The organism is Rhizobacter sp. SG703, from assembly GCF_012275445.1.
GTDB lineage: Bacteria > Pseudomonadota > Gammaproteobacteria > Burkholderiales > Burkholderiaceae_C > Rhizobacter.
The window spans coordinates 248,066-273,959 of record NZ_JAAZQK010000010.1 but is presented as its reverse complement, the minus strand read 5'-3'; the positions used below and the strand labels follow the sequence as shown (position 1 = coordinate 273,959).

The 25,894-nt window shown below is 70.6% G+C and carries 23 protein-coding genes; 17 read left to right on the top strand and 6 right to left on the bottom strand.

Going from position 1 to position 25,894, the window contains the following annotated elements; translation table 11 throughout:
- Positions 1–88 precede the first annotated feature (88 nt).
- From FHT26_RS22080 to FHT26_RS22060, 5 genes are all read left to right on the top strand, one after another.
- Positions 89–1,069, top strand: coding sequence for a carbohydrate ABC transporter permease (locus tag FHT26_RS22080; RefSeq protein ID WP_168562245.1), 981 nt, complete (start codon positions 89–91; stop codon positions 1,067–1,069).
- Between the two features lie 4 nt (positions 1,070–1,073).
- Positions 1,074–1,922 (top strand): carbohydrate ABC transporter permease, encoded by an 849-nt coding sequence (locus FHT26_RS22075; RefSeq protein WP_168562244.1) that lies wholly within the window; start codon positions 1,074–1,076, stop codon positions 1,920–1,922.
- Between the two features lie 50 nt (positions 1,923–1,972).
- A complete protein-coding gene (locus FHT26_RS22070; protein ID WP_349238200.1) occupies positions 1,973–3,292 on the top strand; it encodes a GH1 family beta-glucosidase in 1,320 nt (439 codons plus the stop codon).
- A 1-nt stretch (position 3,293) separates the two neighbouring features.
- Entirely contained in the window at positions 3,294–4,385 is a 1,092-nt protein-coding gene (locus FHT26_RS22065) for an ABC transporter ATP-binding protein (RefSeq protein ID WP_168562242.1), read from the top strand.
- 208 nt (positions 4,386–4,593) lie between these two features.
- On the top strand, positions 4,594–5,826 hold the full coding sequence (locus FHT26_RS22060; protein WP_168562241.1) for a carbohydrate porin: 1,233 nt from the start codon (positions 4,594–4,596) through the stop codon (positions 5,824–5,826).
- 329 nt (positions 5,827–6,155) lie between these two features.
- Here the strand turns inward: FHT26_RS22060 and FHT26_RS22055 are convergent, their stop codons facing one another.
- Positions 6,156–7,154, bottom strand: coding sequence for an SLAC1 anion channel family protein (locus FHT26_RS22055; protein ID WP_168562240.1), 999 nt, complete (start codon positions 7,152–7,154; stop codon positions 6,156–6,158).
- A gap of 108 nt (positions 7,155–7,262) precedes the next feature.
- Here FHT26_RS22055 and FHT26_RS22050 point away from each other — a divergent pair, with 108 nt between their 5' ends.
- The gene (locus tag FHT26_RS22050) at positions 7,263–8,213 is read left to right on the top strand and encodes a GlxA family transcriptional regulator (RefSeq protein ID WP_168562239.1); all 951 of its coding nucleotides are present in this window, start codon (positions 7,263–7,265) and stop codon (positions 8,211–8,213) included.
- 198 nt (positions 8,214–8,411) lie between these two features.
- Here FHT26_RS22050 and FHT26_RS22045 read toward each other — a convergent pair whose 3' ends face one another.
- Positions 8,412–9,923 (bottom strand): glycosyltransferase family 39 protein, encoded by a 1,512-nt coding sequence (locus tag FHT26_RS22045; RefSeq protein ID WP_168562238.1) that lies wholly within the window; start codon positions 9,921–9,923, stop codon positions 8,412–8,414.
- A gap of 173 nt (positions 9,924–10,096) precedes the next feature.
- Between FHT26_RS22045 and FHT26_RS22040 the strand changes: the two genes are divergently transcribed.
- The 7 genes from FHT26_RS22040 to FHT26_RS22010 all read left to right on the top strand — a co-directional run bounded on the left by FHT26_RS22040 (position 10,097) and on the right by FHT26_RS22010 (position 16,815).
- A complete protein-coding gene (locus tag FHT26_RS22040) occupies positions 10,097–11,785 on the top strand; it encodes an AMP-binding protein (protein WP_168562237.1) in 1,689 nt (562 codons plus the stop codon).
- Between the two features lie 44 nt (positions 11,786–11,829).
- The gene (locus FHT26_RS22035) at positions 11,830–12,345 is read left to right on the top strand and encodes a hypothetical protein (protein ID WP_168562236.1); all 516 of its coding nucleotides are present in this window, start codon (positions 11,830–11,832) and stop codon (positions 12,343–12,345) included.
- 1 nt (position 12,346) lies between these two features.
- Positions 12,347–13,087: a hypothetical protein gene (locus FHT26_RS22030; protein ID WP_168562235.1), complete on the top strand. Its 741-nt coding sequence runs from the start codon at positions 12,347–12,349 to the stop codon at positions 13,085–13,087.
- The gene (locus FHT26_RS22025) at positions 13,084–13,500 is read left to right on the top strand and encodes a PDZ domain-containing protein (RefSeq protein WP_168562234.1); all 417 of its coding nucleotides are present in this window, start codon (positions 13,084–13,086) and stop codon (positions 13,498–13,500) included. Before FHT26_RS22030 ends, FHT26_RS22025 begins: the two co-directional genes overlap by 4 nt.
- The gene (locus FHT26_RS22020; protein WP_168562233.1) at positions 13,497–13,718 is read left to right on the top strand and encodes a DUF167 domain-containing protein; all 222 of its coding nucleotides are present in this window, start codon (positions 13,497–13,499) and stop codon (positions 13,716–13,718) included. The genes FHT26_RS22025 and FHT26_RS22020 overlap by 4 nt, the downstream gene beginning before the upstream one ends.
- Positions 13,719–13,799: 81 nt before the next feature.
- Complete coding sequence (locus FHT26_RS22015) at positions 13,800–16,193, top strand: glycoside hydrolase family 3 N-terminal domain-containing protein (protein ID WP_168562232.1); 2,394 nt, start codon at positions 13,800–13,802, stop codon at positions 16,191–16,193.
- A 40-nt stretch (positions 16,194–16,233) separates the two neighbouring features.
- The gene (locus FHT26_RS22010; protein WP_168562231.1) at positions 16,234–16,815 is read left to right on the top strand and encodes a GNAT family N-acetyltransferase; all 582 of its coding nucleotides are present in this window, start codon (positions 16,234–16,236) and stop codon (positions 16,813–16,815) included.
- Between the two features lie 15 nt (positions 16,816–16,830).
- On the opposite strand, the gene FHT26_RS22005 is transcribed toward FHT26_RS22010, so the two are convergent.
- A complete protein-coding gene (locus FHT26_RS22005) occupies positions 16,831–18,615 on the bottom strand; it encodes a SulP family inorganic anion transporter (RefSeq protein ID WP_168562230.1) in 1,785 nt (594 codons plus the stop codon).
- A 125-nt stretch (positions 18,616–18,740) separates the two neighbouring features.
- On the opposite strand from FHT26_RS22005, the gene FHT26_RS22000 reads away from it, so the two are divergent.
- Genes FHT26_RS22000 through FHT26_RS21990 form a run of 3 tightly spaced genes read left to right on the top strand, consistent with a single transcriptional unit; the run spans position 18,741 to position 20,982 of the window.
- Positions 18,741–19,127, top strand: coding sequence for an ATP phosphoribosyltransferase regulatory subunit (locus tag FHT26_RS22000; protein WP_168562229.1), 387 nt, complete (start codon positions 18,741–18,743; stop codon positions 19,125–19,127).
- A 47-nt stretch (positions 19,128–19,174) separates the two neighbouring features.
- The gene (locus FHT26_RS21995; protein WP_168562228.1) at positions 19,175–20,152 is read left to right on the top strand and encodes a glycosyltransferase family 2 protein; all 978 of its coding nucleotides are present in this window, start codon (positions 19,175–19,177) and stop codon (positions 20,150–20,152) included.
- Entirely contained in the window at positions 20,149–20,982 is an 834-nt protein-coding gene (locus FHT26_RS21990) for a ChbG/HpnK family deacetylase (RefSeq protein WP_168562227.1), read from the top strand. Before FHT26_RS21995 ends, FHT26_RS21990 begins: the two co-directional genes overlap by 4 nt.
- 19 nt (positions 20,983–21,001) lie before the next feature.
- Here the strand turns inward: FHT26_RS21990 and FHT26_RS21985 are convergent, their stop codons facing one another.
- The 3 genes from FHT26_RS21985 to FHT26_RS21975 form a co-directional block, all read right to left on the bottom strand.
- On the bottom strand, positions 21,002–21,571 hold the full coding sequence (locus tag FHT26_RS21985; protein ID WP_168562226.1) for a hypothetical protein: 570 nt from the start codon (positions 21,569–21,571) through the stop codon (positions 21,002–21,004).
- A gap of 193 nt (positions 21,572–21,764) precedes the next feature.
- Positions 21,765–22,151 carry a GtrA family protein gene (locus FHT26_RS21980; RefSeq protein WP_168562225.1) on the bottom strand — a complete coding sequence of 129 codons (387 nt, stop codon included), beginning with the start codon at positions 22,149–22,151 and terminating at the stop codon, positions 21,765–21,767.
- Positions 22,152–22,176: 25 nt separating this feature from the next.
- Positions 22,177–23,178, bottom strand: coding sequence for a Bug family tripartite tricarboxylate transporter substrate binding protein (locus FHT26_RS21975; RefSeq protein WP_168562224.1), 1,002 nt, complete (start codon positions 23,176–23,178; stop codon positions 22,177–22,179).
- A gap of 171 nt (positions 23,179–23,349) precedes the next feature.
- Here FHT26_RS21975 and FHT26_RS21970 point away from each other — a divergent pair, with 171 nt between their 5' ends.
- The gene (locus tag FHT26_RS21970) at positions 23,350–25,887 is read left to right on the top strand and encodes a PAS domain S-box protein (protein WP_168562223.1); all 2,538 of its coding nucleotides are present in this window, start codon (positions 23,350–23,352) and stop codon (positions 25,885–25,887) included.
- Positions 25,888–25,894 lie beyond the last annotated feature (7 nt).

The following is a 25,894-nucleotide window of genomic DNA, read 5'->3' as shown; positions in this document are numbered from 1 at the left end:
GATTCCCCGCTGATCGACTCACGCTGACTGAGCAACCGGACGCGGCGCGAGCCGCCGCGTCCGGATTGCACTCGACACCATGCAGGCCATGCCCAAATCCACGGTCCCGACGACCACGACGCCACTCGGTGCTGCCCAGCCCGGCGTGCGCAAGCGCCGCCGCAGCTTCCGCGACATCGCGCCGTACGTGTTCATCAGCCCGTTCTTCATCCTGTTCCTGGTGTTCGGGTTGTTTCCGCTGCTGTTCTCGATCTACATGTCGTTCCACCGCTGGGAGCCGGCGGCCGGCCTCGACGCGATGCAGTGGGTGGGGCTGGAGAACTACGTCTACGTCATCACCAGCGACGACTGGTTCCGCAAGTCGCTCTACAACACGGTGTGGATGGCCGTGGTGTCGGGCGTGCCGCAGCATGCGGTCGCGCTGCCGCTGGCGTTCTTCCTGCACACCGCGTTCGGCCGCTGGCGCAACGCGGTGGTCGGCGCGTACTTCCTGCCGTTCATCACGTCGACGGTGGCGATCTCGCTGGTGTTCTCGTCGCTGTTCTCGCGCGACTACGGCGTGGTCAACGCGGCGCTCGGCGCGATGTCGCAGGTGCCGGTGATCGGCTGGCTGTTCCCGTCGCAGAACATCGACTGGGGCCAGCCCTACTACACGAAGTGGATGATCTCGTTCGTCGTGTGGTGGCGCTACGTGGGCTTCAACACCGTGCTGTACCTGTCGGCGATCCAGACGATCCCGAAGGACTTGTTCGAGGCCGCGACGATGGACGGCGCAAAGGCCTGGCAGCAGTTCCGCTACGTGACGCTGCCGATGCTCAAGCCGATGATCTTCTTCGCGGTCACGCTGACCATCATCGGCAACCTGCAGTTGTTCGAGGAGCCGTTCATCCTGACCGGCGGCACCGGCGGCCTCGACCAGGCCGGCAAGACGGCGGCGATGCACATGTACGCGACGGCCTTCATCGACAACGACTTCGGCACCGCGTCGAGCATCGCCTGGCTGCTGTTCATGGTGATCGCGCTGGTCACCTGGGGCAACAACCGCCTGCTCGGCGAAAAGAAGGCCTGACGCGATGAGCTCGACCTCGATCCGCTTCGCCAACCCGGCCAGCGCCGCGAGCGCCTACGCCGTGGTGCTCGGCGGCGCGCTGCTGATGCTGGCGCCGTTCTATTTCATGTTCGTGTTCGCGACGCATACCAACCACGAGATCCTGTCGGTGCCGCCGCCGCTGTGGTTCGGCAACGCCTTCATCGACAACGTGAAGCTGCTGCTCGACCGGCTGCCGTTCTTCTGGCGCAACCTGAGCTGGAGCGTCTACATCGCGGTGGCGATCACCGCGTTGAACCTGTTGTTCTGCTCGCTGGCCGGCTTCGCGTTCGCGATGTACGACTTCAGGCACAAGGACCGGCTGTTCGGCTTCGTGATGGCCACGTTGCTGCTGCCGAGCTTCGTCGGGATGATTCCGACCGCGCTGACGATGAGCTGGCTCGGTTGGCTGAACCAGCCGAAGGCGCTGATCGTGCCGGCGGCCTGCGGCGCGCTCGGCATCTTCATGATGCGGCAGTACATCGGCTCGGCGATCCCGCGCGACCTGGTCGATGCCGCGCGCATCGATGGCTGCGGCGAGTTCGGCATCTACCTGCGCATCGTCGTGCCGCTGATCGGCCCGGCCTTGGGCACGCTCGGCCTGGTCACGTTCATCGGCGCATGGAACAACTTCCTCGGCCCGCTGATCGTGATGCGCGACATGGAGATGTTCACCGTGCCGCTGGCGCTGCGTTCGCTGCAGGGCACCGGCCAGACGCCATGGGGCGCGATCTGCGCCGGCTCGTCGATCGCCGTGTTGCCGCTGCTGGTGATGTTCGTGCTGGCCTCGCGCCGGCTGATCGAAGGGCTGACCGCCGGCGCGGTCAAGGCCTGATCGCTTTCAACGCCTGTTTCTACCGACGTTCTCTTCAAGGATCCCGACCCGTGACCGACCCGAAATTTCCCCGCGGCTTCGCGTGGGGTGTCGCGACCAGCGCCTACCAGATCGAAGGCGCGGCCCGTGAAGACGGCCGCGGCCCGTCGATCTGGGACACCTTCTCGCACACCCCGGGAAAGACCTTCGACGGCCACACCGGCGACGTTGCCTGCGACCACTACCACCGCTGGGCCGACGACGTCGAGCTGATCGCCGGCCTGAACGTCGACAGCTACCGCTTCTCGATCGCCTGGCCGCGCGTGCAGCCGCTCGGCCATGGCGCGTGGAACGACAAGGGCCTGGCGTTCTACGACCGGCTGGTCGACCGCCTGCTCGAGCGCGGCATCGCGCCGCACCTGACGCTGTACCACTGGGACCTGCCGCAAGGGCTGCAGGACCTCGGCGGCTGGGGCTCGCGCGACACCGCGCATCGCTTCGCCGACTATGCCGCGGTGATCGGCCGCCGCCTGGGCGACCGCGTCGCCAGCATCGCGACGCACAACGAGCCGTGGTGCACCGCCTACCTGGGCCACGGCAACGGCCAGTTCGCGCCCGGCTACAAGGACCCGCAGCTCACGGTGCAGGTCGCGCACCACCTGCTGCTGTCGCACGGCCTCGCGCTGCAGTCGATGCGCGCGGCCGGCGTGAAGGCGCCGCTGGGCATCGTGCTGAACCAGTCGCCGGCGACCCCCGCGACCGACAGCGCGACCGACATCGCATTGGCCGAGCGCGAGTACGCGACCTTCGTGCGCTGGTACATGGACCCGATCTTCCTGAAGCGCTACCCGACGGCCCCCGGGCTGCACCTTTACCCGGTCACGCATGAAAACGATTTCGACGTGATCGCGCAGAAGCTCGATTTCATCGGCGTCAACTACTACACGCGCATCTGGGCCTCGAGCGAGGAGCCGCCGCGCCCGGCGCCGAAGCTGCGCGGCGAGAGCGACATGGGCTGGGAGAACTACCCGCAGGGGCTGACCGAGCTGCTGGTGAAGATCCACCAGGACTACCCGCTGCCGCCGGTGTGGATCACCGAGAACGGCACGGCCTGCGCCGACCAGCTCGACGGCGGCAAGGTGGCCGACCCGCAGCGCATCGACTACCTGAGCAGCCACCTCGGCGCGGTGAGCGATGCGATTGCGCAAGGCGTGGACGTGCGCGGCTTCTTCTACTGGAGCCTGCTGGACAACTACGAGTGGAACTCCGGCTACGCGAAGCGTTTCGGGCTGGTGCACGTCGACTACGCGACGCAGCAGCGAACGCTGAAGGACAGCGCGCACTGGTACCGCGAGTTCATCGCCCGCACCCAAGACAAGACGGAGAGTTGAGATGGCAACCCTGACCCTGCGCGGCGTGCGCAAGAGCTACGAGAACAAGGTCGAGGTGATCCGCGGGATCGACCTCGACATCGCCGACGGCGAATTCGCGGTCTTCGTCGGTCCGTCCGGCTGCGGCAAGTCGACGCTGCTGCGGATGATCGCCGGCCTCGAGGACATCGACCAGGGCGAGATCCGCATCGGCGGCGACCTGATCAACGAGGTGCCGCCGGCCGACCGCGGCGTCGCGATGGTGTTCCAGAGCTATGCGCTGTACCCGCACATGACCGTCGCCGAGAACATGGGCTTCGCGCTCAAGCTCGCCGGGCAGTCGAAGGACGACGTGAAGAAGGCCGTCGGCCGCGCCGCCGAGATCCTGCAGATCACGCACCTGCTCGAACGCAAGCCCAAGGCCTTGTCCGGCGGGCAGCGCCAGCGCGTCGCGATCGGGCGCGCCATCGTGCGCAAGCCGCGCGTCTTCCTGTTCGACGAGCCGCTGTCGAACCTCGACGCGTCGCTGCGCGTGCAGATGCGCATCGAGCTGTCGAAGCTGCACAAGGAAATCGGCAACACGATGATCTACGTGACCCACGACCAGGTCGAGGCGATGACGCTCGGCGACCGCATCGCGGTGTTCAATGCCGGCCGCATCGAGCAGGTCGGCACGCCGATGTCGCTGTACGAACAGCCGGCCAACCAGTTCGTCGCCGGCTTCCTCGGCTCGCCGCGCATGAACTTCATCCCCTGCGTCGCCGCGGCCGCCGGCGCCGGTGCGGTGCAGCTGCGCGTCGAACAGGCCGGCACGCTCAGCCTGCCCGGCGGGCTGCCGTCGGGCGCCTCGGCCCAGCTGGTGCTCGGCATCCGCCCGGAACACCTCGGCATCGGCCGCGTGGAGAACGGCCTCGCCGCGCGCGTCGACCTGCTCGAGCACCTCGGCGATTCGATCATCGTGCATGCCACGCTGCGCGGCACCGCCAACACCGTCTCGCTGCGCGTGCCCGCCGACCATGAAGGGCTCGGCGCCGGCCAGGACATCGGCCTCGTGCCGCAAGCCTCGCGCGCGCTGCTGTTCAGCGACAGCGGCGCCGCCCTCGCCCTCCACTGAGGCCCCCCATGCCCGCCTCGCTGCCCCTGCTGGTCACCGCCGTGATGAAAACGATTTCTCGGACCGGGTCCGCGACGTTTTCCGCACGGACCGCCCGGTGTCCGGCGGCAGCGTCGCGCCCCCGTTTTGGCCTGCCACTCCATAGGCCAAAAGCCGCCGCTTCGGCGAACGACCTCTTTTCCACCCCAACAGGAGACCAGGAGACACCATGAACAAGAAACCTCTGTTCCTCGCGATGGCGCTTGCAGGCGCCGTCGGTTCGGCCGCCGCCGGACCCGCCATCGACTTCTCGGGCTACATGCGTGCAGGCGTCGGCCTGAACACGCGTGGCGGCAACCAGGTCTGCTACCAGCTGGCCGGCGCCGACACGAAATGGCGCCTGGGCAACGAGTGCGACTACGTGGTCGAGCCCAACATCAACGCGAAGCTGGCCGAGTTCGAGGGTTCCGACTGGCACGTGCACGTGATGCCGAGCGTCTACAAGGCCTGGGACGCCGGCCAGTCGCAGCCGGATGCACTGACCACGCGCTTCGGCCAGATCTACACCTACGGCGACCACATCAGCCAGCTGGCCAACGGCAAGGTCTGGGCCGGCCGCCGCTTCTACAACCGCCTGCAGCTCGGCATCAACGACCAGTTCCTCGAGAACAACGACGGCAACGGTGCCGGCGTCGAGGACATGGAGGTGGGCATCGGCAAGCTCAGCATCGCGTTCATGATGGACCCGAACTACGGCGTGCCGGGTGCCGCCAACGACACGTCGGTGAAGAACAACCGCTTCAGCATTCCCGTGCGCCTGACCGGCATCAAGGACATCCCGAACGGCGACCTGTCGATCTACGTGACCGGCTCGATGCAGTCGAAGACCGGCGGCGCCAACGGCGTCGAAGCCGACAAGCAGCCCAAGGGCCTCGCGGTGGGTGCGTACCAGACCATCAACGGCACGCTCGGCGGCGCGACGATCTTCGGTGCCAAGTTCGACAAGCTGGGCGAGACCAAGAACAGCCGTGTCGTGATCCAGCAGACCGGCAAGTTCGGCGAAGCCACCGGCTGGGATGCGATTGCCGAATACCGCATCAACAAGCAGATCAATGACGGCGGCAACAAGTGGTTCTCGATCGGTGCGCGCACCGACACCTACCTCGGCGGGCCGTTCCGCGCGCTGCTCGAGGTCGGCCATGACCAGGTCAAGCCCGACGCCGGCTCGAGCATCGCGGCCGCGGCCGGCAGCACCGGCAACCTGACGATGACCAAGATCACCGGCACGCTGGCCGCGTCGGCCGGCAAGGACCCGTGGTCGCGCCCGACCGTGCGGCTGTTCGTCACGCATGCCGCGTGGAACGAAGCGGCACGCCTGAACCTCGGCGGCACCACGCAGGCCGTCTTCGGCGACAAGAAAGCCGGCACCTCCGTCGGGATCCAAGGCGAGACCTGGTGGTGATCGGCCCGGGCCGCCGCCGGTAGGACAGGTTTTGCCGCGGTTGGGGGATCGTGCTTGCCCGACTCCCCCGGTGTGCGGCCCGACACGCGGGCTCGGCGCCTCGGCGCAGTGATCCGCGGGGTCTCCACGGCGGTGGGGATCCGAGCAAGAGCGTTGGCCCGGCCTTGTGCCGGGCCTTTTTGCGTGGTGGATGACGGCCCCTCGGCCGATGGGTACATCGTCCGATCCCCCGGGGGGATCCGGGCCGGCAAGGTCCACGAAGTGGGCCTCTTCGTGGCCCATGGCGGCCCGGCGCTCGGCCCGGGGCTCCGATCTTCATCGGCTGGGTTTCAACCAGCGAGCAGGCGGCCGTCGATGGCGATGCGCAGCGTGCGCACCGTCAGCACGGCCAGCACCACCGTCAGGAACGCGAGCAGCGCCAGCGCGAGCGCCTGCAGCGGCCAGCCGGCATGCGCCGCGGCATAGTGCAGCGCCGCATTCCCCAGCGCCGCCAGCGGGAAGCCGATGGCCCACCACGACGGCGCGAACGGCACGTCGCGACGGAACACCTTGGGCGCCAGCACGATGAAGATGAACAGCGCGAAGTAGAAGAGCATCGACGCGAAGCGGTCGACCGCGCCGGTCATCGCGGTGTACGCGAGGAAGCCGACCGCGAACGGCCCGATCAGCACCATCAGCGACGGCACCATCGCACCGGCCAGCGCGTCGTGGTGGACCAGCCGCGACAGCACCATCACCAGCAGCACCAGCGCGAGCACCGTGCCCAGCGCCATCGCCGCCCAGTTGACCTCGGCCGCCCAGGCCATCGGCATCCGTGCGCCGGTGACCGCGATGTCCAGCGTCGCGACGCCGGGGATCACCCACGCCGGCACCGCGAGCTTCGCGTCGATGCCGCCGCGCAGCAGGCGCGACACCACCACGCCGCTCAGCAGGAACGTCGCCGCGGTGCCCAGCGTCCACACCACGCCGGCGAGCGTGCTGCCGTACGGCTGCAGCACCGCCGACAACAGCAGCACCGCGATCGCGATGGTGCCGAAGAAATTGCCGGCCACCGGGTGGCGGAACTCGGCGACGACCGCGTCCGGATGCCGCGCGAGCTTCGCGAGGTAGGCCGCGGCGAGCACGCCGAAGACGGCCAGCGCGAACGCGCCGATCGCTTCGCCGACGACCGCCGGCGCACCGAACTGGCCGGCCGCCTGGCGCCACGCGAGCGCGAGGCCCGACAAGCCCATCACCGACGCGAACAGGTTGACCGGCAGGTGGCGCAGGCTGGGGGTGGTTGTCAGCACGACGGCGGGTGGATGGAGGGGCGTGGACGGAAAGGACATGCAGGCTCCGATGGCTGGAATTGCCGGGCGAGTAAGTTTCGGCCACACTGGCGCCGACCGGGCCGGCGATGTCCGCCGAATCCCGCCAAACATGCGAGAGCCTCTGCCATGCGCATCGGGATCCTTGTCTTTCCCGGCGTCCAGCTGCTGGACGTCGCCGGCCCGGCCGATGTCTTCGTCGAGGCGGCACGCCAGCTCGGCGACCTGAAGGCGTACCAGATGCAGGTGATCGGCACCGAGGCCGGCGCGCTGTGCAGCGGCAGCGGCCCGCGGCTGCTGGTCGACGCGACGATCGCGAACCACCGCGGACGCCTCGACACCCTGCTGGTGGCCGGCGGGCCGGACGTGGCGGCCATCGTCGCGCGCGACGACCTGCAGCGCTGGCTGCAGCGCCAGGCGAAGGCGGTGCGGCGCATCGGCTCGGTGTGCAGCGGCGCCTTCGTGCTCGCGGCCGCCGGGCTGCTGCAGGGCCGGCGCGTCGCGACGCACTGGAACGCGGTCGACCAGCTCGCCGCCGAGAACCCCGGCACGCGGGTCGAGCCCGATGCGATCTACGTGAAGGACGGCCCGCTCTACACCTCGGCCGGCGTGACGGCCGGCATGGACCTCGCGCTCGCGATGGTCGAAGAAGACCATGGCCGCGACCTGGCGCTGCGCGTCGCGCGCGAGCTCGTGATGTTCCTGAAGCGGCCCGGCGGGCAAAGCCAGTTCAGCGCGCACCTGGCCGCGCAGACGGCCGGGAAGTCCGCCATCCGCGCGCTGCAGGACCATGTGCTGGCGAACCTGCGCGGCGACCTGTCGGTGCCCGCGCTCGCGGTGCGGGCCGGCATGAGCGAGCGCAACTTCGCGCGGGTGTTCAAGGACGAGGTCGGCCTGACGCCGGCCGAGTTCGTCGAGATCGCGCGCATCGACGAGGCGCGCCGGCGCCTCGAGGCCTCGGACCTGCCGTTGAAGCGCCTGGCCGATGCCGTCGGCTATGCGAATGCCGACGCGCTGAGAAGGGCCTTCGCACGGCGCGTCGGTGTCGGCCCGCGGGACTACCGGCGGCGCTTCACCTGACGGCGGGCCGAGCGCCGGGCCGCCATGGCCACGAAGAGGCCCACGTCGTGGACCTTGCCGGCCCGCATCCCCTCGGGGGATCGGACGATGTACCCATCGACCGAGGGGCTCACCTGACGGCGGGCCGAGCGCCGGGCCGCCCCAAGCCGGCCCGCATCCCCTCGGGGGATCGGACGATGTACCCATCGACCGAGGGGCTCACTTGACGCAGGCCGGGTCGCGCGGCGGCACGATGGTCCACAGGATGTCGTAGCTCGAGGTCGTCGACGTGCCGGGCATGAACGCCAGCGTGCGCAGCGGCGGCGTGCCCGCCGGCGCTTCGTCGGCGCTGTGGAACAGCTGCACCGAGCCGGCCGCGCGCATCGCGTCCAGGTCGACCCATGGCGATTTCAGCGGATCGCCCGACTCCAGCACCGCCGGGTTGCTGCCGGAGTACACCGACACCATGCCGCCTTCGTAGGTCGGCCCGACGACGAAGCGCAGCGGGCAGGTCGTCGTCTGCCGCCAGGCCGCCAGCACGGTGTCGGCCAGGTGCTGCGCCGGATAGAACTGGTCGGGCCGGCCGCGCCCGGCCAGCGAGCTCGGGTCGACCACCGAGCGTGCGTAAGCCGCCATCAACGCCAGGTGGATCGCCAGCGCCAGCACGCAAAGCCGCCGCAGCGTCGTCGCGCCGATGCGCCCGCGCAGCAGCCACGCGAGCCACAGGCTGATGAACTGCACGCTCTGGAAGCCCCAATGGTCCTGCAGCCGCACGCCGAACACCAAGCACATCACGACCAGCACCGCGAGCGGGAAGCCGAGCAGCCCGAACATCCACGCGCGGCGCACGCGTTGCGGCGCCGCATCGACAGGCTCGGCGGCGACCGGCGCCACGCGCTGCCAACCCAGCAGCCCGAGCATCGCGACCAGCACCGGCAGCAGCATGCGCAGGTGCACCGCGGTGAACGACAGCAGCTTGTGCACGCGCCCGGCCGCGTCGAGCTGCAAGGCGGTGGTCGACGCATAGCGCAGCGTCGAGAACTGGTGGTGGAACACCCACGCGACGTGCGGTGCGAACAGCGCCAGCGAGATCACCACCGCGAGCGCCAGGCCGATGCGCGCGCGCACCGTGGCCAGCATGCCGCTCAGCCCGAGCGCGAGGATCAGCCCGGCCAGCCCGACGGCCGACTGGTACTTGGACAGCAGCGCCAGCCCGGCCAGCATGCCCAGCGCGATCCACCCGAACCAGCCGCTGCGCGGCTCGGCCGCACGCAGCGCCACCCAGGCCGCGGCCGCCAGGCACAGCATCATCACCGTGTTGTGGTTGAACAGCTGGCCCTTCCAGCTGAACGCGAAGTGCAGCCCCCACAGCACGATGGCCACGCCGGCCAGCCGCTCGCCGAGCAGGCGCCGCGCGACGAGGAAGGTGAACACGGCGGTGCCGGCCACGCACAGCGCGGCCAGCACGTAGGGCCACAGCGGCCAGAAGCCGAAGACGCGGATCGCTGCCGCCAGCATCCAGGTCGGCAGCGGCGGATGCTTGTGGTAGCCGCCCTCGAAGCTGTGCGACCAGGTGAACTGCTCGAAGTGGTCGCCGGCCTGCCCGGGGTTCAGCAGCGCGCCGAACATCGCCCAGCCGATGCCGAACACCAGCGCGAACAGCAAGGCCGGCGGCAGCGGCAGGTGCGACGCGGCCCGGGATCGATCGGAGGCGGGAGACGAGAGGGCCATGGTGGGGAGGAGCCGGGCTGCCGACAGGGCGCCGCAGTTTAATCCGCGCGCCCGTGCCGGCCCCCGCGCTCGCGGGTGACCGAGGCGCGATCGGTAGTCACCCTCTAGGCGCCGGCACCGCGCCGCTCCTATCGTCGGCCACCGGTGCCACCGCGCCGATGCTGGAGTCGTCCATGCCAGATCCCGTCCTGCCGGAGCACCTTGCGTTGCAGCGCCTGTACCACTGGGAGCGCAGCGCGCCGGACCGCGTGTGCTTCACGCAGCCGCAGGGCGGCGGGGTGCTGCGCGAGTTCACCTGGTCGCAGGCGATGGCCGAGGTGCGGCGCATGGCCGCCCACCTGCGCGAGCGCGGCGTGCGCGACGGCGTGAAGGTGGCGCTGCTGTCGAAGAACTGCGCCCACTGGCTGATGGCCGACTGGGCGATCTGGATGGCCGGCGGCGTCTCGGTGCCGCTGTACCCGACGCTGTCGGCGGCGACGATCCGGCAGATCCTGCTGCACAGCGAGGCCCGGCTGCTGTTCGTCGGCAAGCTCGACGGCTGGGACGCGATGAAGGCCGGCATCCCCGCCGAGCTGCCGTGCATCGGCCTGCCGCTCGCGCCCGCGAACGCGTACCTGCAATGGGACGACCTGGTCGCGGCCACCGCGCCGCTCGACGGCGAGCCGGTGCGCGAGGCCGGCGAACTGGCGACCCTCATCTACACCTCCGGCACCACCGGCGTGCCGAAGGGCGTGATGCAGAGCTTCGGTGCGTTCGCATGGTCCATCCGCGCCGGGCTGAAGCGGCTCGACGCGCTCGACCCGGACACCCGCATGCTGAGCTACCTGCCGCTGGCCCACGTGGCCGAGCGCGCGCTGGTCGAGCACGGGCAGCTCGCGACCGGCATGCACCTGTTCTTCGCCGAGAGCCTGGAGACCTTCGCGAGCGACCTGCAGCGCGCGCGGCCGACGGTGTTCTTCTCGGTGCCGCGGCTGTGGGTCAAGTTCCAGCAGGGCGTGCACGCGAAGATGCCGCCGGCCCGGCTGCAGCGGCTGCTGAAGATCCCGCTGGTCGGCACGCTGGTGCGGCGCAAGATCCTGCGCGCGCTCGGGCTCGACCAGTGTCGCGTCGCCGCCTGCGGCGCGGCGCCGCTGCCGCCGCAGTTGCGCGCGTGGTACCAGGGGCTCGGCCTGCCGATCCTCGACGCCTACGGCATGACCGAGAACTGCGGGGTGTCGCATGCGACGCAGCCGGGCTCCGCGAGCCCGGGCACGGTCGGCCCGCCGTACGACGGCGTCGAATGCCGCATCGCCCCGGCCGACGGCGAGATCCAGATGCGCAGCCCCGGGCTGATGCTGGGCTACTACAAGGCGCCAGGGCTGACGCGCGAGGCGATGACCGATGACGGCTGGTTGCGCACCGGCGACAAGGGCGAGATCGACGGGCAGGGCAACCTGCGCATCACCGGCCGCGTGAAGGACCTGTTCAAGACGAGCAAGGGCAAGTACGTGTCGCCGGCGCCGATCGAGGACCAGCTGGTGATGCACCCGGCCGTCGAGGCCTGCTGCGTGATCGGTGCGAACCTGGGCCAGCCGATGGGCATCCTGATGCTGTCGCCGGCCGCGGCACGGCAGGCCGGCAACCCGCTGTCGCGTCAGGACCTGGAGACCTCGTTCGAGGTGCACCTGCGCCACGTCAACGACCGGCTCGACCCGCACGAGCGGCTCGACTGCCTGGTGACGGTCAGCGAGCCGTGGACGGTCGACAACGGCTTCATCACGCCGACGCTGAAGGTCAAGCGCAACCGCATCGAAGAGGCCTACGGGACGCTGTTCGAAGGCTGGTCGCGGGCGGGGCGTGCGGTGCTGTGGCACCAGGCCTGATGCCGCCACGCCGTGCCATCGGATTTCGCCACTAGACTGCCACCATGACCAAACTCGCCCTCACCTGCCTTGCGCTCGCCCTCACCGCCTGCGCCTCCGACGCCCCGCGCCAGACGCTCACGCAGGCCGGCGAGGCGATGGTCACGCCGCTGAACGACCTGAACCTGGTCCGCACCGACATCCCGGCGCCGCTGGTGGCTGCACAGAAGGCGCCGTATGCGGTGCCGTCGCCGGCCGGTTGCGCCGCACTGACGGCCGACGTGCAGGCCCTCGACGCGGTGCTCGGCCCGGACCTCGACACGCCGCCATCGGCCGGCAACCCGAGCCTGATCGAGCGCGGCGCCGGCACCGCCAGCGGCATGGCGGTCGGCAACCTGCGCAGCGCCGCCGAAGGCGTGGTGCCGTTCCGCGGCTGGATCCGCAAGCTCAGCGGGGCCGAGCGCTACTCGCGCGATGTCGCCGCCGCGATCGCCGCCGGCACCGTGCGCCGCGCCTTCCTGAAGGGCCTGGGCGCCGCCGCGTCGTGCGAGATCCCGGTCGCGCCGCGCGCCGCCAGCTGACATGGGGTTGCTTCGTCGTGCCGGGTCGGCCGGGCTGCTCGCCTGCGCCGCGATCCTCGGCGCTTGCGCCGCGGCGCCGCCGCGCAGCACCGAGGAGTTCACGTCGCCCGCGTTGCATGCGCTGCCGCCGGGAAGCGCAGTGGCGCTGCTGCCCGTCAAGTCGCCGCCGACCGACCTGGCCGCGGGCGACCAGCTGGTGCTGAAGCAATTGCAGGCGCAGCTCGGTGCCGCGGGCTTTCGCGTCGTGACGGCGGACGCCGCGCGGTTCGACGCCGACTGGTCGCGCGAGGTGCAGGCGGTCGGCGGCTTGTACGACCCGGTCACCGGCGCATTGCGCACCGGCGCCTACGGCAGGGTGCTGTCGCGGTTGGCGCAACGCGTGGCGCAGGACACGCACGCCGTGGCCGTGATCGATCACCGCCTGATGACGCGGCGCGCGCAATCCTCCGGCAGCGACGTCGAATGGGACGGCCAGCGCCGCACCCAGACGACGGTCCGCGCCTACGGGTCGACGTACCGCTTCGACGGCACGACCACCGCGCTCTCGGTGCAATTGCTGGTGCTGTCCGCCGACGGCGAGCCGCTGCTCAAGAGCTATGGCGGCAGCGCGTTGCCGTATGTGGCGGACGTGCGCGAAGGCAGGTACCTGCTGCGCCCGGACCTGTTCGCGTCCGATGCCGAAACCGCGGACGGCGTGCGCCTGGCGCTGCGGCCGCTGCTGCAACCTCCCGTCGGCCCATGAACCGCAAGCTGCTGATCGCCGCCGGCGCAGCCGCGCTGCTGTGCCTGCCGGCCGCGCACGCGGCCGACGCGCCGTCGGCCGGCTACTACGGCATCGGCATCTCGGTGAAAACCGACGGCGGCATGCCGTGGAACCCGAAGCTGCAGAGCGTGACGATCGCGCGCGTGGCGCCCGCCTCGCCGGCGGCGCAGAAGGGCATCGCGGTCGGCGACCAGGTGATCGCCGCCGACGGCCTGACGATCGCCGGGCGCAAGGCCCGCGAGCTCGAACCGGTGATGCACAAGACGGTCGGCCAGTCGTTGCGCCTGGCGCTGAAGCGGCCGGACGGCAAGGCCTACGAGGTCACGCTGGTCGCGGTCGCGAAGCCGGCGCCGGTGGTGCCCGACACCGCTCCCGCGGTGCCGGTGCGATGACGACGCTGCAGGTCAAGGTCAAGCCGAACGCCCGCATCCGCCAGCTCGAAGCCCAGGCAGACGGCAGCTGGCTCGCGCACCTCAAATCGCCGCCGATAGATGGCAAGGCCAATCAGGAACTGATCGCGCTGATCGCCGAACATTTCGGTTTGCGCAAGTCGCAGGTGCAGATCCGAAGCGGTGCATCGGGGCGGATGAAGCTGGTGCAGCTGACGTGACGGGCTCCGCTTGATCGGCCGGCGACGTCGCGCAGCGCTGTCGATGCTGCCGAACACAACCGAAATAACCGAGACAAGCCGATGACCCTGCCCTACCAAGACGCCGCCCGTGCGGTTCCCGAGCGCGTGGCCGACCTGCTCGCGCGCATGACGCTCGACGAGAAGATCGCGCAGCTGCATGCCTTCTGGCTGCTGCTGTCGGAAGACGGCAGGCACCGGCCGCGCATGGACAGCTTCACCGGCGGCAGCGACGCCGAGGCGGTGCAGCACGGCCTGCGCCATGGCCTCGGCCAGATCTCGCGCCCGCTCGGCAGCCACAGCGTCGATCCGGTTGCCGGCGTGCGCGCGCTGAACCGGCTGCAGAAGTTCCTCGTCGAGGAGACCCGGCTCGGCATCCCGGCGATGTCGCACGAGGAATGCCTGGTCGGGCTGATGGGCCGCGGCGCCACGCTGTTCCCGTCGGCCCTGTCGTACGGCGCGACCTGGAACCCCGAGCTGATCGAGCACGCCGCGCAGGCCATCGGCCGCGAGGCGCGCAGCGTCGGCTGCCACCACGGCCTCGCGCCGGTGCTCGACGTCTCGCGCGACGTGCGCTGGGGCCGCACCGAAGAGACCTTCGGCGAAGACCCGTACCTCGTCGGCGTGCTGGCCACGCGCTATGTGCGCGGGCTGCAGGGGCCGCGCCGCGACCTGCTGGCCACGCTGAAGCACTACGCCGGCCATTCGGCCAGCGAAGGCGCGCGCAACCATGCGCCGGTGAGCCTCGGCTGGCGCGAGCTGAACGACGTGTTCCTGCTGCCGTTCGAGATGGCGGTGAAGCAGGCGAACGCCGGCTCGGTGATGCCGGCCTACCACGACATCGACGGCGAGCCGGCGCATGCGTCGCACCACCTGTTGACCGAGGTGCTGCGCGGCCAATGGGGCTTCGACGGGCTGGTCGTCGCCGACTACGTCGGCATCAGCCTGCTGTACCAGCACCACGGCGTCGCGGCCGACCGGGCCGAGGCCGCGGCGCAGGCCTTCAACGCCGGGCTCGACATCGAGCTGCCGGGCGACGACTGCGCACCGCAACTGCGCCAGGCGCTGGAGCGCGGGCTGATCACCGCGCAGAAGATCGACGAGGTCGTCGCCCGCGTGCTGACCGAGAAGTTCCGGCTCGGGCTGTTCGAGCGGCCGTATGCCGACGAGGCCGGCATTGCGCTGCAGCAGCCCGACACCGTCGCGCTGGCGCGCGAGGTGGCGCGGCAGTCGATCGTCGTGCTGCACAACGACGGCGTGCTGCCGCTGGACGCGCGCGCCGGCCGGCGCATCGCGGTGATCGGCCCGACCGCCGACGACCCGCTGGCGCTGCTCGGCGGCTACAGCTTTCCGGTGCACCTGATCCTGAACGACCAGGCCGAAGGCGCTTCGCAGGTCGTCACGCCGCTCGCGGCATTGAAGGCGGCGTTCGGTGCCGCGAACGTGCGCTACGCCCAGGGCTGCCCGATCCTCGAGGAGCGCAGCGCCGGCGCGCCGGTGTTCCCCGGCGACGTTGCCGAGGCGGTGAACGGCGAGCGGGTCTCGCGCGTCTCGCAGCGCCGCGACGGCATCGCCGAGGCGGCGGCCCGCGCGAAGGCTGCCGATGTCGCGATCGTCTTCGTCGGCGATCTCGCGGGTCTGTTCCAGACCGGCACCGTCGGCGAGGGCTCGGACGCCGATTCGCTCGCGCTGCCCGGCGTGCAGCAGGCATTGCTCGATGCGGTGCTCGACAGCGGCACGCCGACCGTCGTCGTGCTGACCGGTGGACGGCCCTACACGCTCGGCGGGCGCGAGCAGGAGCTCGCCGCGCTGGTGATGGCCTTCGCCGGCGGCCAGGAAGGCGGCACCGCGATCGCCGAGGTGCTGGCCGGCGCGGTCGAGCCGTCCGGCCGGCTGACGCTGTCGGTGCCGAAGAGCGCCGGGGCGATGCCGTACTTCTACAACCACAAGCTGAAGAGCGCCGGCACGCCGATCGCGCTGCATTTCGGCAGCCGCTACCCGTTCGGCCATGGGCTGTCGTACACCGCGTTCGCGTACGACGAGCTGCAGCTGGCGCAGCCGACGGTCGACATCGAGCACGGCGAGGTCGAGCTGTCGTGCCGCATCACCAACACCGGCACGCGCGCCGGCGTCGAGGTGCCGCAGCTGTACGTGCGCGACGTGCTGGCGTCGGCGGTGCGGCCGGTGAAGGAGCTCAAGGGCTTCGCGCAGGTGGCGCTGGCGCCGGGCGAATCGGCGCGCGTGAGTTTCCACCTGCCGGTCGACATGCTGAACTTCACCGGCGCGAGCGGCGCGCGCATCGTCGAGCCGGGCGCGTTCGAACTGCAGGTCGGCGCGTCGAGTGCCGACATCCGCTTGCGCACCAGCGTGCAGGTCACCGGCACGGTGCGCACGCTGGGCCGCGACTGGCGGATGGAAAGCCGCGTCAGCTGTCAGATGCTGGGGCCGCAGACGTAGACTCGACGGACCGCCCCCACCGGGGGCTGCCAGGTCCGTCATGTCCGAGCCGCCGAGCCGTTCGTCGAGCCAGTTCCCCGTCCTCGAGACGCAGCGCCTGCTGCTGCGCGAGACCTCGCTCGCCGACGCGCCGGTGCTGTTCGCGATCCATGCCGATGCCGATGCGATGCGCTGGTTCGGCACCGAGCCGCTGCCGGACGAGCAGGCCGCGCAGAAGGTGATCGAGGGCTGGGCGACGGCCCGCACGCTGGCCAATCCGGGCATCCGCTGGGGGATCGAGCGGCGCGCCGACCGCCGGCTGATCGGCACCTGCGGCATGTTCCGCTGGAACCGCCAGTGGCGCGCCTGCATGGTCGGCTACGAACTCGCGCGCGACGCCTGGGGGCAGGGCTTCATGCGCGAGGCGCTGCTCGCGGTGCTGGGCTTCGGCTTCGTGCAGATGCAGCTGAACCGCGTCGAGGCGCAGGTGCACCCCGACAACCTCGCGTCGCTGAAGCTGGTGGAGCGCCTCGGCTTCGTGCGCGAAGGCCTGCTGCGCGAGGCCGGCTGGTGGGGCGGGCAGGCGCAGGACCTGGTGCAGCTCTCGCTGCTGCGGCGCGAGCAGCGCGTGGTGGTGCTGTAGGTTCCATGTGCGGCGTCAAGCGGGCCGAGCGCCGGGCCGCCCCAAGCCGGCCCGCGTCCCCTCGGGGGACCGCCCGGTGTACCCACCGGACGAGGGGCTCCATGTCACCCCCTGGTGCACGCTGAGGAACACCTGCCCCTTGAACCACTGCGGCCATCCTCCGGCGCGCAGCCCGTCCATCACCGGCCCCTTCACCTCCGACAGGTCCAACCGCATGCCGCGCGCGGCCAGCATGTCCTGCAGCGCGCGCAGCGCCTCCAGGCCGCTCAGGTCGATGCGGTTCACCGGCGCCATCTGCAGCAGCACGCGCCGTGTGTCCGGGTGCGTCGCCAGGTGCTGCGCGACCACGTCCTCCAGCTGGCGGGCGTTGGTGAACAGCAGGCTCTCGTCGATGCGCAGCGCGAGCACGCCCGGCGTCAGTTCGACCTGGTAGCGGTCGATGTTGCGGTAGTGCTCGGTGCCAGGCACGCGACCGATCAGCGCCACGTGCGGCCGCGCGGTGCGCTGCAACAGCAGTGCGATCGACGCCGCGACCCCGACGCCGAGCGACCACCCGGCCCCGAACAGCAGCATCAGCAGCGCCACCGTCACCATCACCGCCCATTCGCTGCGCGCGTAGTGCCAGGCCTCGCGGAACGGCCCGAGCGCCAGGCCCGACAGCACCGCCACCAGGATCGTCGCGGCCAGCACCGGCGTCGGCAGCCAGGCGAGCGGCTGGGCCAGCAGCAGCATCGCCAGCATCATCAGGATGGCGGTGAACACCCCCGCCATGCGCGTGCGGCTGCCGGCCTCCAGGCTGACGATGCTGCGCGAGAAGCTCGCGCTGACCGGCATGCCGCCGGTCAGCGCCGCCGCCAGGTTGGCCGCGCCGAGTCCCGCCAGCTCGCGCCGCGGCGCGACGCGCTGGCCGAGCCGGCGCGCCAGCGATTCGGCGACCACCAGGCTGCTGACATAGGCGACCAGCGCAATCAGCAGCGCCTGCGGCAGCATCCCCCACCACAGCGCCGCGTCGAGCAGCGGCAGCGCGAGCGTCGGCGACAGCGTCGGCAGCGCGCCGACCAGCGTCACGCCGTGCCGGTCGGCCCCCGTCAGCATCGCGATCGCCATCGCGCCGATCAGCACCGCCAGCGGCACCAGCCGGCCGACCAGCACCGCGCGCGCCCGGCCGAACCGCGCGGTGAGCCACGGCTGCGCATGGCGTCGGGTGAACCACAGCAGCGCGACGGCACCGACGCCGTAGGCCGCCGTCAGCGGCGCCCATGGCCGCACCGCCTGCCACCAGCTGTGCAGCACCTGCACCGCATCGGCGCCGCGGGCCGACGAGCCGAGCAGCACCGGCAGCTGGCTGAGCGCGATCGACAGCGTCGCGCCGGTCTCGAAACCGTGCAGCACCGGCACGCTGAGCAGCGCGGCCAGCGCGTCGAGCCGCAGCCAGGCCGCCAGCAGCAGCAACAGGCCGACCTCGGCCGCCAGCACCAGCGCGACGGCCGGCGCCCCGACGCCTGGCGGCGCCTGGCCGATGGCCTGCGCGATCATCAGCGCCAGCACCGCGGCCGGGCCGACGCCCAGCACCGGGCTGGAGCCGAGCGCCGCGTACGCGACCAGCGGCAGCAGGCTGGCATACAGCCCGACCTGCGCCGGCAGCCCGGCGAGCAGCGCATAGGCGAGGCTCTGGGGGATCAGCAGCACGCTGATGACGAAGGCGGCGACCAGGTCGTCGCGCAGGGCGTCGCGGCGGTAGTGGCGGAGCTGGTCGCTGAGGTCGGCACGCCAGTTGCGGCGCCAGGAAGTGAACTGCATCGGCCGATTGTCCGTCGTGTTGACAGGCCCTGGTGCCATCCCCAAGGCAGCGGATTGCCTTCGACCGCCGCAGGCCCAACACTGGCCGCGCAAGGCTGCCGCAGGCGGCCAGGGAGGCGACGACCATGTGGTGGCTCAACTTCAACCCGCAGTTCAACTGGCCGTTCAGCGGCTCGGTGGTGCAGGACATCCACCCGTCGCTGCTCGCCCGGGCCGGCAACGACGAGACCGAGCTGCGCGTGCTGCGCGAGGTGGCGTCGTACGGCAAGCAGATCGGCGTGCTCAGCGACCTGGTGCTCGGGCTGGCCGGGCAACTGCCGTCCGAAGCCCTCGACGACGAGGCTCGCCATGCGCTCGCGCAGCTGCAGGAGATGGGCCGCCGGATCGAGCGCATCAAGCAGGGCCAGGTGCCGCTGCCGCCGACGGCCGACGAGGCGCGTTCGCAGCTGCAGGCCTTGCTCGCGCACTACCCCGAACTCGCGTCTGCCGTTGCGGGCCCACGCCGGCGCTGAGCTTCCCGGCGTAAAGTCGCGGGCTGTTTCCGGTGAACAGCCTGTCCATGCGCTCTACAGTTACCACGCGACCGCCCCGCCCCGCCATCAGCTGCGTGATGCCGGCCTACAACGAGGCCGCCAACCTGCCGGTGCTGCTGCCGCAATTGAGCGCGCACCTGGCCGAGCTGACCGACCGCTGGGAGGTCATCGTCGTCGACGACGGCAGCACCGACGGCACCGCTCTGGCAGTCGCCCCCTTCCTGACGACGCCCGGCGTGCGCTACGTGCGGCTGTCGCGCAACTTCGGCAAGGAACAAGCGCTGACCGCGGGCATCGACCTCGCGCACGGCGAGGTCGTGGTGCTGATGGATTCCGACCTGCAGCACCCGGTCGACCTGATCGACCGCATGGTGCAGGCCTGGGTGGGCGGCGCCGACATGGTCTGCGCGGCGCGCGCGTCGCGGGCCGACGAGACCTGGGCCAAGCGCCTGGGCACCTGGGCCTTCTACCGGCTCGTCAACACCAAGCATTCGGTGCACATCCCGGTGGATGCCGGCGATTTCCGGCTGATGGACCGCCGCGTGGTCGACGCGCTGAAGTCATTGCCCGAGCGCAACCGCTTCATGAAGGGGCTGTACGCCTGGGTCGGTTTTCGCACCGAGATCATCGACTACACGCCGGCCGAGCGGCATGCCGGCACCAGCAGCTTCTCGATGCGCAGCCTGGTGCGGCTCGCGCTGACCGGTGTCACCGCGTTCTCGAACGTGCCGCTGCGGCTGTGGAGCGCGCTCGGCGCGCTGATCGCGTTCGGCGGCATGGGCTTCGGGCTGCTGGTGATCGCGCAGCACTTCATCTACGGCCACGACGTGCCGGGCTGGGCGACGCTGGTGTGCAGCCTGATGTTCTTCAGCGGCGTGCAGCTGCTGTCGATCGGCATCCTCGGCGAGTACGTCGGCCGCATCTTCGACGAGGTCAAGCGCCGTCCGATCTACCTGGTGGCGAGCGAAGCCGGGCAGGGGCTGGCGGAGCCCGACGCCCGATGACCGGCGCCGTGCGTACGCTCGGCCTGTGTGCCGACGACTTCGGGCTGTGGCCGTCGGTCTCGCGCGGCATCGCGCGGCTGGCGCGCGCGCAGCGTCTGACGGTGGTGTCGTGCATCACCAGCGGCGATGCGTGGCGGGCCAGCGCACCGCTGCTGGCCGACCTGCCCGACAGCGTCGAGATCGGCCTGCACTTCAACCTGACCGAAGGGCTGCCGCTGAGCGCCGAGCTGGCGCGCGCGTGGCCGGTGCTGCCGGCGCTGCCGGCACTGATCGCGCAGGCCCACCTGCGGCGGCTGCCGGTCGATGCGCTGCGGGCCGAATGGCAGGCGCAGGTGGCGGCCTTCACCGAGGCGACCGGCCGCGTGCCGCAGACCATCGACGGCCACCAGCATGTGCACCACCTGCCACAGGTGCGCGAGGTGGTGTTGCGCGGCATCGAGCAACTGCTGCCGGCACCGGCGGTGCGCGACACCGGCGTGCTGCCGGGGCCGGGCTTCGGCATCAAGCGGCAGTTGATCGCCGGCACCGGCGGGCGCCGGCTGCACCGCGAGTTGCTGCGCCGCGGCTGGCTGCACAACGCGGCGCTGCTGGGCGTCTACGACTTCATCGACACCGACTACCGCGGGTGGATGCAACGCTGGCTGCGCGCGCTGCCCGATGCAGGCGGGCTGGTGTTCTGCCACCCTGGCGAGATCGATGCGCAGTCGGCCGGCGATGCGATCGCCGGGGCGCGACAGCGCGAGCTGGCCTACCTGGAAAGCTGGGCGTTCGCCGACGATCTGGCGGCGGCGAACGTCAAGCTGGGGCGGGTGTGGCGGCGGGGCCTCTAAGCTTGGCCTGCTGGAACCGCTACGTGGCGCTTGCCAATGCGCTGAGGCTCATGGCGTAGCTGGCAACGGATCCGTCGCTCAGGTGGCCCTCAATGAGATCCATGGTGCCTGCATCAATGGCATCGAAGTGCCTGCCTGCCTGAAGGTCCTGATGAATCTTTCTCATCGCACTTACACGCTCGGAAAACTCGCTATCCTGAGCAATCAGGCATGCAGCATCTGATGCTGCGTCAAAGGGATTTGCCTGGCTTGCAGAGGTGTTGGTATTGGAAACGCGAGCTGCTTGAACCTTTTCCCGCTCTATTCGGCGAGCCATCTGATGTCCGGTAACGGTTCGCTGAATCTGGTTTTTGCCGAACCTGATGACCGGTGCTGAACGAGGTTGGGCGGCACGGTTTGCGTCGATCAATTGGCGTCGGAACGCTTCATTGTCGAGAGGATCCTGAGACGTTCCGCTGACGACCTTCTGAACCAGTGTCTGGGCCTTATGCATCCCATGCTTGATCTTCTGGCGGGCAGTGTGGAGTGTTTGCTCAGCCTTTTGGGTCTTGCGAACGAAGGCGCTATGGATGGATGCACGATTGATCACGATTACTGCTCCGTGAATGGATTCGTCATATTCCTGCACGCCGTGGAGCGCGCAGTGCCGTGCAATAGGGGCTTCGCTCGGTTGGAGACGATTCCCGCAATGCACGCAAGCTGAGTGCACGGGATGTGTCGGCTCGTTCCCGTCTACTCGCGATCTGCGCGCTGCCAATCGTGGAGTATGTGGCGTATCGCCGTCACCCAAACGTCCAACGCCGATTGATCAGGAAGGTCAGCACCAGTCCGGTCAGCGTCGCGACGATTTGCGCGATCAGGTAGTGCCACGCTAGCGCAACGCCACCTGCGACGATCGCCATGCCGACCAGCGCCCCGATCAGCGCGGTCCCCTGGAACTTGAGCCACGCCGGCCCGAGCGCGCCGCGGTGATCGAACGTGAAGCGCCGGTTGCCGAAGAACGCGACCTGCGCGCCGAGCGCCGCGCCGAGGCCCGATGCGATCCACGCCGGCGCCTGCATCAGTTCGACCAGCGCCACCAGCAGCGCATAGTGCGCCGCCGTCGCGAGCACGCCGACCAGGCCGTAGCGCAGGAAGCGGGAGAACAGATCGGTCAGCGAGGCGGCCATGGCCGCGCATTAGACCGCAGGCGGCTCAGTCGACCTTCGCGCCCGACACCTTCACCACCTGCGCCCACTTCTTCGTCTCCGCCGCGATGTAGGCCGCAAACTCCGCCGGCGGCATGCCGCTCGGGATCGCGCCTTGCGCCAGCAGCCGCTCCTTCAGCGCCGGCGTGCCCAGCGCCTTCGCGCTCTCCTGTTGCAGCCGGTTGACGATCTCCGCCGGCGTGCCGGCCGGCGCCAGCAGCCCGAACCACGAACTCGCGTCGAAGCCCTTCACCGGCCCGGCCTCGGCGATCGTCGGCACGTCGGGCAAGGCCGCGCTGCGCTGCGCGCTGGTGACCGCCAGCGCCTTCAGCTTGCCGGCCTTGATCTGCGGCATCGCCGACGGCAGGTTGTCGAACATCAGGTCCATCGTGCCGCCGATCAGGTCGAGCAGCGCCGGCCCCGAGCCGCGGTACGGGAAGTGCAGCATGAAGGTGCCGGTCATGCTCTTGAACAGCTCGCCGCTCAGGTGGATCGACGTGCCGTTGCCGCTGGAGGCCATGTTCAGCTTGCCCGGGTGCGCCTTCGCATAGCGGATCAGGTCGGCCACGCTGTTGATCTTCTCGGCCTCGGCCTTCGCCGGGTTCATCACCAGCACGTTCGGCACGCCGGCCACCAGCGTGACCGGCGAGAAATCCTTGATCGGGTCGAACGGCAGCTTCGGGTACAGCGACTGGTTGATGCCGTGCGTGCCGACCGTGCCCATCAGCAGCGTGTAGCCGTCCGGCGCCGACTTCGCCACCTGCTCGGCGCCGACGTTGCCGCCGGCCCCCGGCTTGTTGTCGACGATGAACTGCTGGCCGAACACGCGGCTCAGCTCGGGCGCGAGCGCGCGCGCCAGGATGTCGGTGGTGCCGCCCGGCGCGAACGGCACCACGATGCGCACCGGCTTGGTCGGCCAGGCCCCCTGGGCGCGCAGCGGCAGCGCGAGCCCGGCGGTGACGGCGGCGGCCGTGGCGGCCAGCAGCTGGCGGCGTGTCGGACAGGTCATGGAAGCTCCGGAAATTCGAGGGCGGACGAGGCGGCAGGCAGCGAGTGTGCGGCAGCGCAACGCCGCCCCGTACCCGCGCTCGCCCTACTTCTCACCACCCGGGCGCTGTGCCACGATCCGGCTGCGTCCACCAGCGCCAGCACGCTCTCGTGCCCACCGGAACCGACGACCGTGCCCCCTCCGTTCCCGCCTGCCGACGACCTCGGCGCGATCATCGCCCGCGTCCAGTCCCGCTACATCCGCGCCGCGCCGCCGCGCGAGATGCTGTCGCCGCTGCTGACCGACCTGCTCGAGAGCACCGCCTGCGAGTACGGCTTCATCGCCGAGGTGCTGCACGACGGCGACGGCGCGCCCTACCTGCGCTTCTACGTGCTGACCGACATCTCGTGGGACGACGCGACCCGCGCGCTGTACGAGCGCCACATGCACGGCGGCCCGGAGCACACGATCGAGTTCCACAACATGCGCACGCTGTTCGGGGCCGCGATCCTCGGCGGCGCGCCGGTCATCAGCAACGACCCCGACGCCGACCCGCGGCGCGGCGGCCTGCCGCCCGGCCACCCGGCAATGCGCTCGTTCCTCGGCGTGCCGCTGTTCCATGGCGGCGAGATGCTCGGCATGGTCGGCCTCGCGAACCGGCCGGGCGGCTTCGACCAGGCGCTGGTCGACCGGCTGCAGCCGCTGTTCACCAGCGTCGGCGCGATCCTCGGCGCGGTCCGCCACGACCGCGAGCGGCGCGAGGCCGAGAACGCGTTGCGCGCCAGCGAGACCCAGCTGCGCGCGGTGCTCGAGATGGCCGGCGCCGGCATCGTGCAGATCGGGCTCGACGGCTTCCCGCTGTTCCTGAACCAGCAGCTGTGCGACATGCTCGGGCGCAGCCGCGCCGAGCTGCTCGCGCTCAGCACCGAAGACGTCACGCACCCCGAGGACCTGGCCGGCGAGCGCCGCCGTCGCCGCCAGCTGCTCGCCGGCGAGATCCCGCGCTACCGGGCCGACAAGCGCTACCTGCATGCCGACGGCCGCGTCGTCTGGGCGACCCTCAACGTGACGCTGGTGCGCAAGCCCGACGGCCATCCCGACTACCTGATCGGCGTGGTGCAGGACATCACCGAGCGCAAGCAGGCCGAGTCCGAACTGCGCGCGAGCCGCCAGCGCTTCGTCGACCTGCTGAACTCGGTCGACGGCATCTTCTGGGAAGGCGACCCGCGCACCGAGAGCTTCACCTTCGTCAGCGACAAGGCCAAGCAGCTCCTGGGCTACCCGCTGGCCGACTGGATGCAGCCGCGCTTCTGGGCGCTGCACCTGCACCCGGACGACCGCGACCGCGCGCTGCGCGAGGTGGCCGATTCGCAGCTCACCGGCTCGGTCAGTGCGATCGAGTACCGCTTCTACGCGGCCGACCGCAGCGTGCGCTGGATGAGCAGCTGGGTCACGGTGTTCCGTCCCGAGGGCGGCCGCCGGCTGCTGCGCGGGCTGATGATCGACATCACCGAGCGCAAGCGGGTCGAGGAAGCGGTGCTGGCGGCCGAATCGGCGCAGCGCGCGAACGCCGCGAAGACCGAGTTCCTGTCGCGCATGAGCCACGAGCTGCGCACGCCGCTGAATGCGGTGCTCGGCTTCGCGCAGCTGCTCGAGCTCGATACCCAGCAGCCGCTGAATGCCGCGCAGCAGGCGCGGGTGCGGCACATCACGCAGGCCGGCACGCACCTGCTCGCGATGATCAACGACGTGCTCGACCTGTCGCGCATCGAGAGCGGCGGCGTCGCGTTGCTGTCGGGCAGCGTGGTGCTGCGCCGGGTCGTCGACGAGGCGCTCGCGATGGTCGCGCCGGCCGCAGCCGAGGCCGGCGTGCAGCTGCTGATCGACCGCGCCGCGCCGCATTCGGCCGACCCGCGCACCTGCGTGCTGGCCGACCACCTGCGGCTGCGCCAAGTGCTGGTCAACCTGCTGAGCAACGCGATCAAGTACAACCGCCGCGGCGGCCAGGTGGTGCTGCGCTGGCCGGCCGACGAGGGCGTCGGCCTGGTGCACCTGCAGGTGCGCGACACCGGCGTGGGGCTCACCGCCGCGCAGGCGGCGCACCTGTTCGAGCCGTTCAACCGGCTCGGCGCCGAGCGCAGCGGGGTCGAGGGCACCGGCATCGGCCTGGTGATCACGCAGCGCCTGGTGCAGCTGATGAACGGCCGGCTGTCGGTCGAGAGCGAGCCGGGCGTCGGCAGCGTCTTCACCGCGAGCCTGCCGTGGGTGCCGGTGGCCACGGTGGACGGCGGCGCCGGGCCTGGCTTCATGCCGGCCGACCCGGTCGACGCCGCGACGCCGGCCGCGCCGTACACGGTGCTGTATGCCGAAGACAACCCGATGAACGTCGAACTGGTGCGCCAGGTGATGAAGATGCGGCCCGACTGCCGGCTGCTGGTGGCCGCCAACGGGCGCCAGGCGGTCGAGATGGGGCTGCAGCACCGGCCCGACCTGCTGCTGCTCGACATGCACCTGGGCGACATGAGCGGCGTCGAGGTGTCGCGCCAGCTCGATGCGGCGCTCGGCTGCCCGCGCATCGCGTTGTCGGCCGATGCGACGCCGGAACAGGCCGAGGCGGCGCGCGCGGCCGGCTTCATCGGCTACCTGACGAAGCCGGTCAACGTGGCGCAGTTGCTGCGCTGCCTGGACGAGCAACGTGGCGCCGATGCCAATCCGGGGGGATTCCACTGATCCCGTT

Coding starts and splice junctions, on each gene's coding strand:
- FHT26_RS22015 (WP_168562232.1), top strand. CDS start 13,800: ATGACCCTGCCCTACCAAGACGCCGCCCGTGCGGTTCCCGAGCGCGTG.
- FHT26_RS21980 (WP_168562225.1), bottom strand. CDS start 22,151: ATGGCCGCCTCGCTGACCGATCTGTTCTCCCGCTTCCTGCGCTACGGC.
- FHT26_RS22010 (WP_168562231.1), top strand. CDS start 16,234: ATGTCCGAGCCGCCGAGCCGTTCGTCGAGCCAGTTCCCCGTCCTCGAG.
- FHT26_RS21975 (WP_168562224.1), bottom strand. CDS start 23,178: ATGACCTGTCCGACACGCCGCCAGCTGCTGGCCGCCACGGCCGCCGCC.
- FHT26_RS22030 (WP_168562235.1), top strand. CDS start 12,347: ATGGGGTTGCTTCGTCGTGCCGGGTCGGCCGGGCTGCTCGCCTGCGCC.
- FHT26_RS21995 (WP_168562228.1), top strand. CDS start 19,175: ATGCGCTCTACAGTTACCACGCGACCGCCCCGCCCCGCCATCAGCTGC.
- FHT26_RS22045 (WP_168562238.1), bottom strand. CDS start 9,923: ATGGCCCTCTCGTCTCCCGCCTCCGATCGATCCCGGGCCGCGTCGCAC.
- FHT26_RS22000 (WP_168562229.1), top strand. CDS start 18,741: ATGTGGTGGCTCAACTTCAACCCGCAGTTCAACTGGCCGTTCAGCGGC.
- FHT26_RS22020 (WP_168562233.1), top strand. CDS start 13,497: ATGACGACGCTGCAGGTCAAGGTCAAGCCGAACGCCCGCATCCGCCAG.
- FHT26_RS22035 (WP_168562236.1), top strand. CDS start 11,830: ATGACCAAACTCGCCCTCACCTGCCTTGCGCTCGCCCTCACCGCCTGC.
- FHT26_RS22055 (WP_168562240.1), bottom strand. CDS start 7,154: ATGTCCTTTCCGTCCACGCCCCTCCATCCACCCGCCGTCGTGCTGACA.
- FHT26_RS22065 (WP_168562242.1), top strand. CDS start 3,294: ATGGCAACCCTGACCCTGCGCGGCGTGCGCAAGAGCTACGAGAACAAG.
- FHT26_RS22025 (WP_168562234.1), top strand. CDS start 13,084: ATGAACCGCAAGCTGCTGATCGCCGCCGGCGCAGCCGCGCTGCTGTGC.
- FHT26_RS22050 (WP_168562239.1), top strand. CDS start 7,263: ATGCGCATCGGGATCCTTGTCTTTCCCGGCGTCCAGCTGCTGGACGTC.
- FHT26_RS22080 (WP_168562245.1), top strand. CDS start 89: ATGCCCAAATCCACGGTCCCGACGACCACGACGCCACTCGGTGCTGCC.
- FHT26_RS22040 (WP_168562237.1), top strand. CDS start 10,097: ATGCCAGATCCCGTCCTGCCGGAGCACCTTGCGTTGCAGCGCCTGTAC.
- FHT26_RS22005 (WP_168562230.1), bottom strand. CDS start 18,615: ATGCAGTTCACTTCCTGGCGCCGCAACTGGCGTGCCGACCTCAGCGAC.
- FHT26_RS22075 (WP_168562244.1), top strand. CDS start 1,074: ATGAGCTCGACCTCGATCCGCTTCGCCAACCCGGCCAGCGCCGCGAGC.
- FHT26_RS21990 (WP_168562227.1), top strand. CDS start 20,149: ATGACCGGCGCCGTGCGTACGCTCGGCCTGTGTGCCGACGACTTCGGG.
- FHT26_RS22060 (WP_168562241.1), top strand. CDS start 4,594: ATGAACAAGAAACCTCTGTTCCTCGCGATGGCGCTTGCAGGCGCCGTC.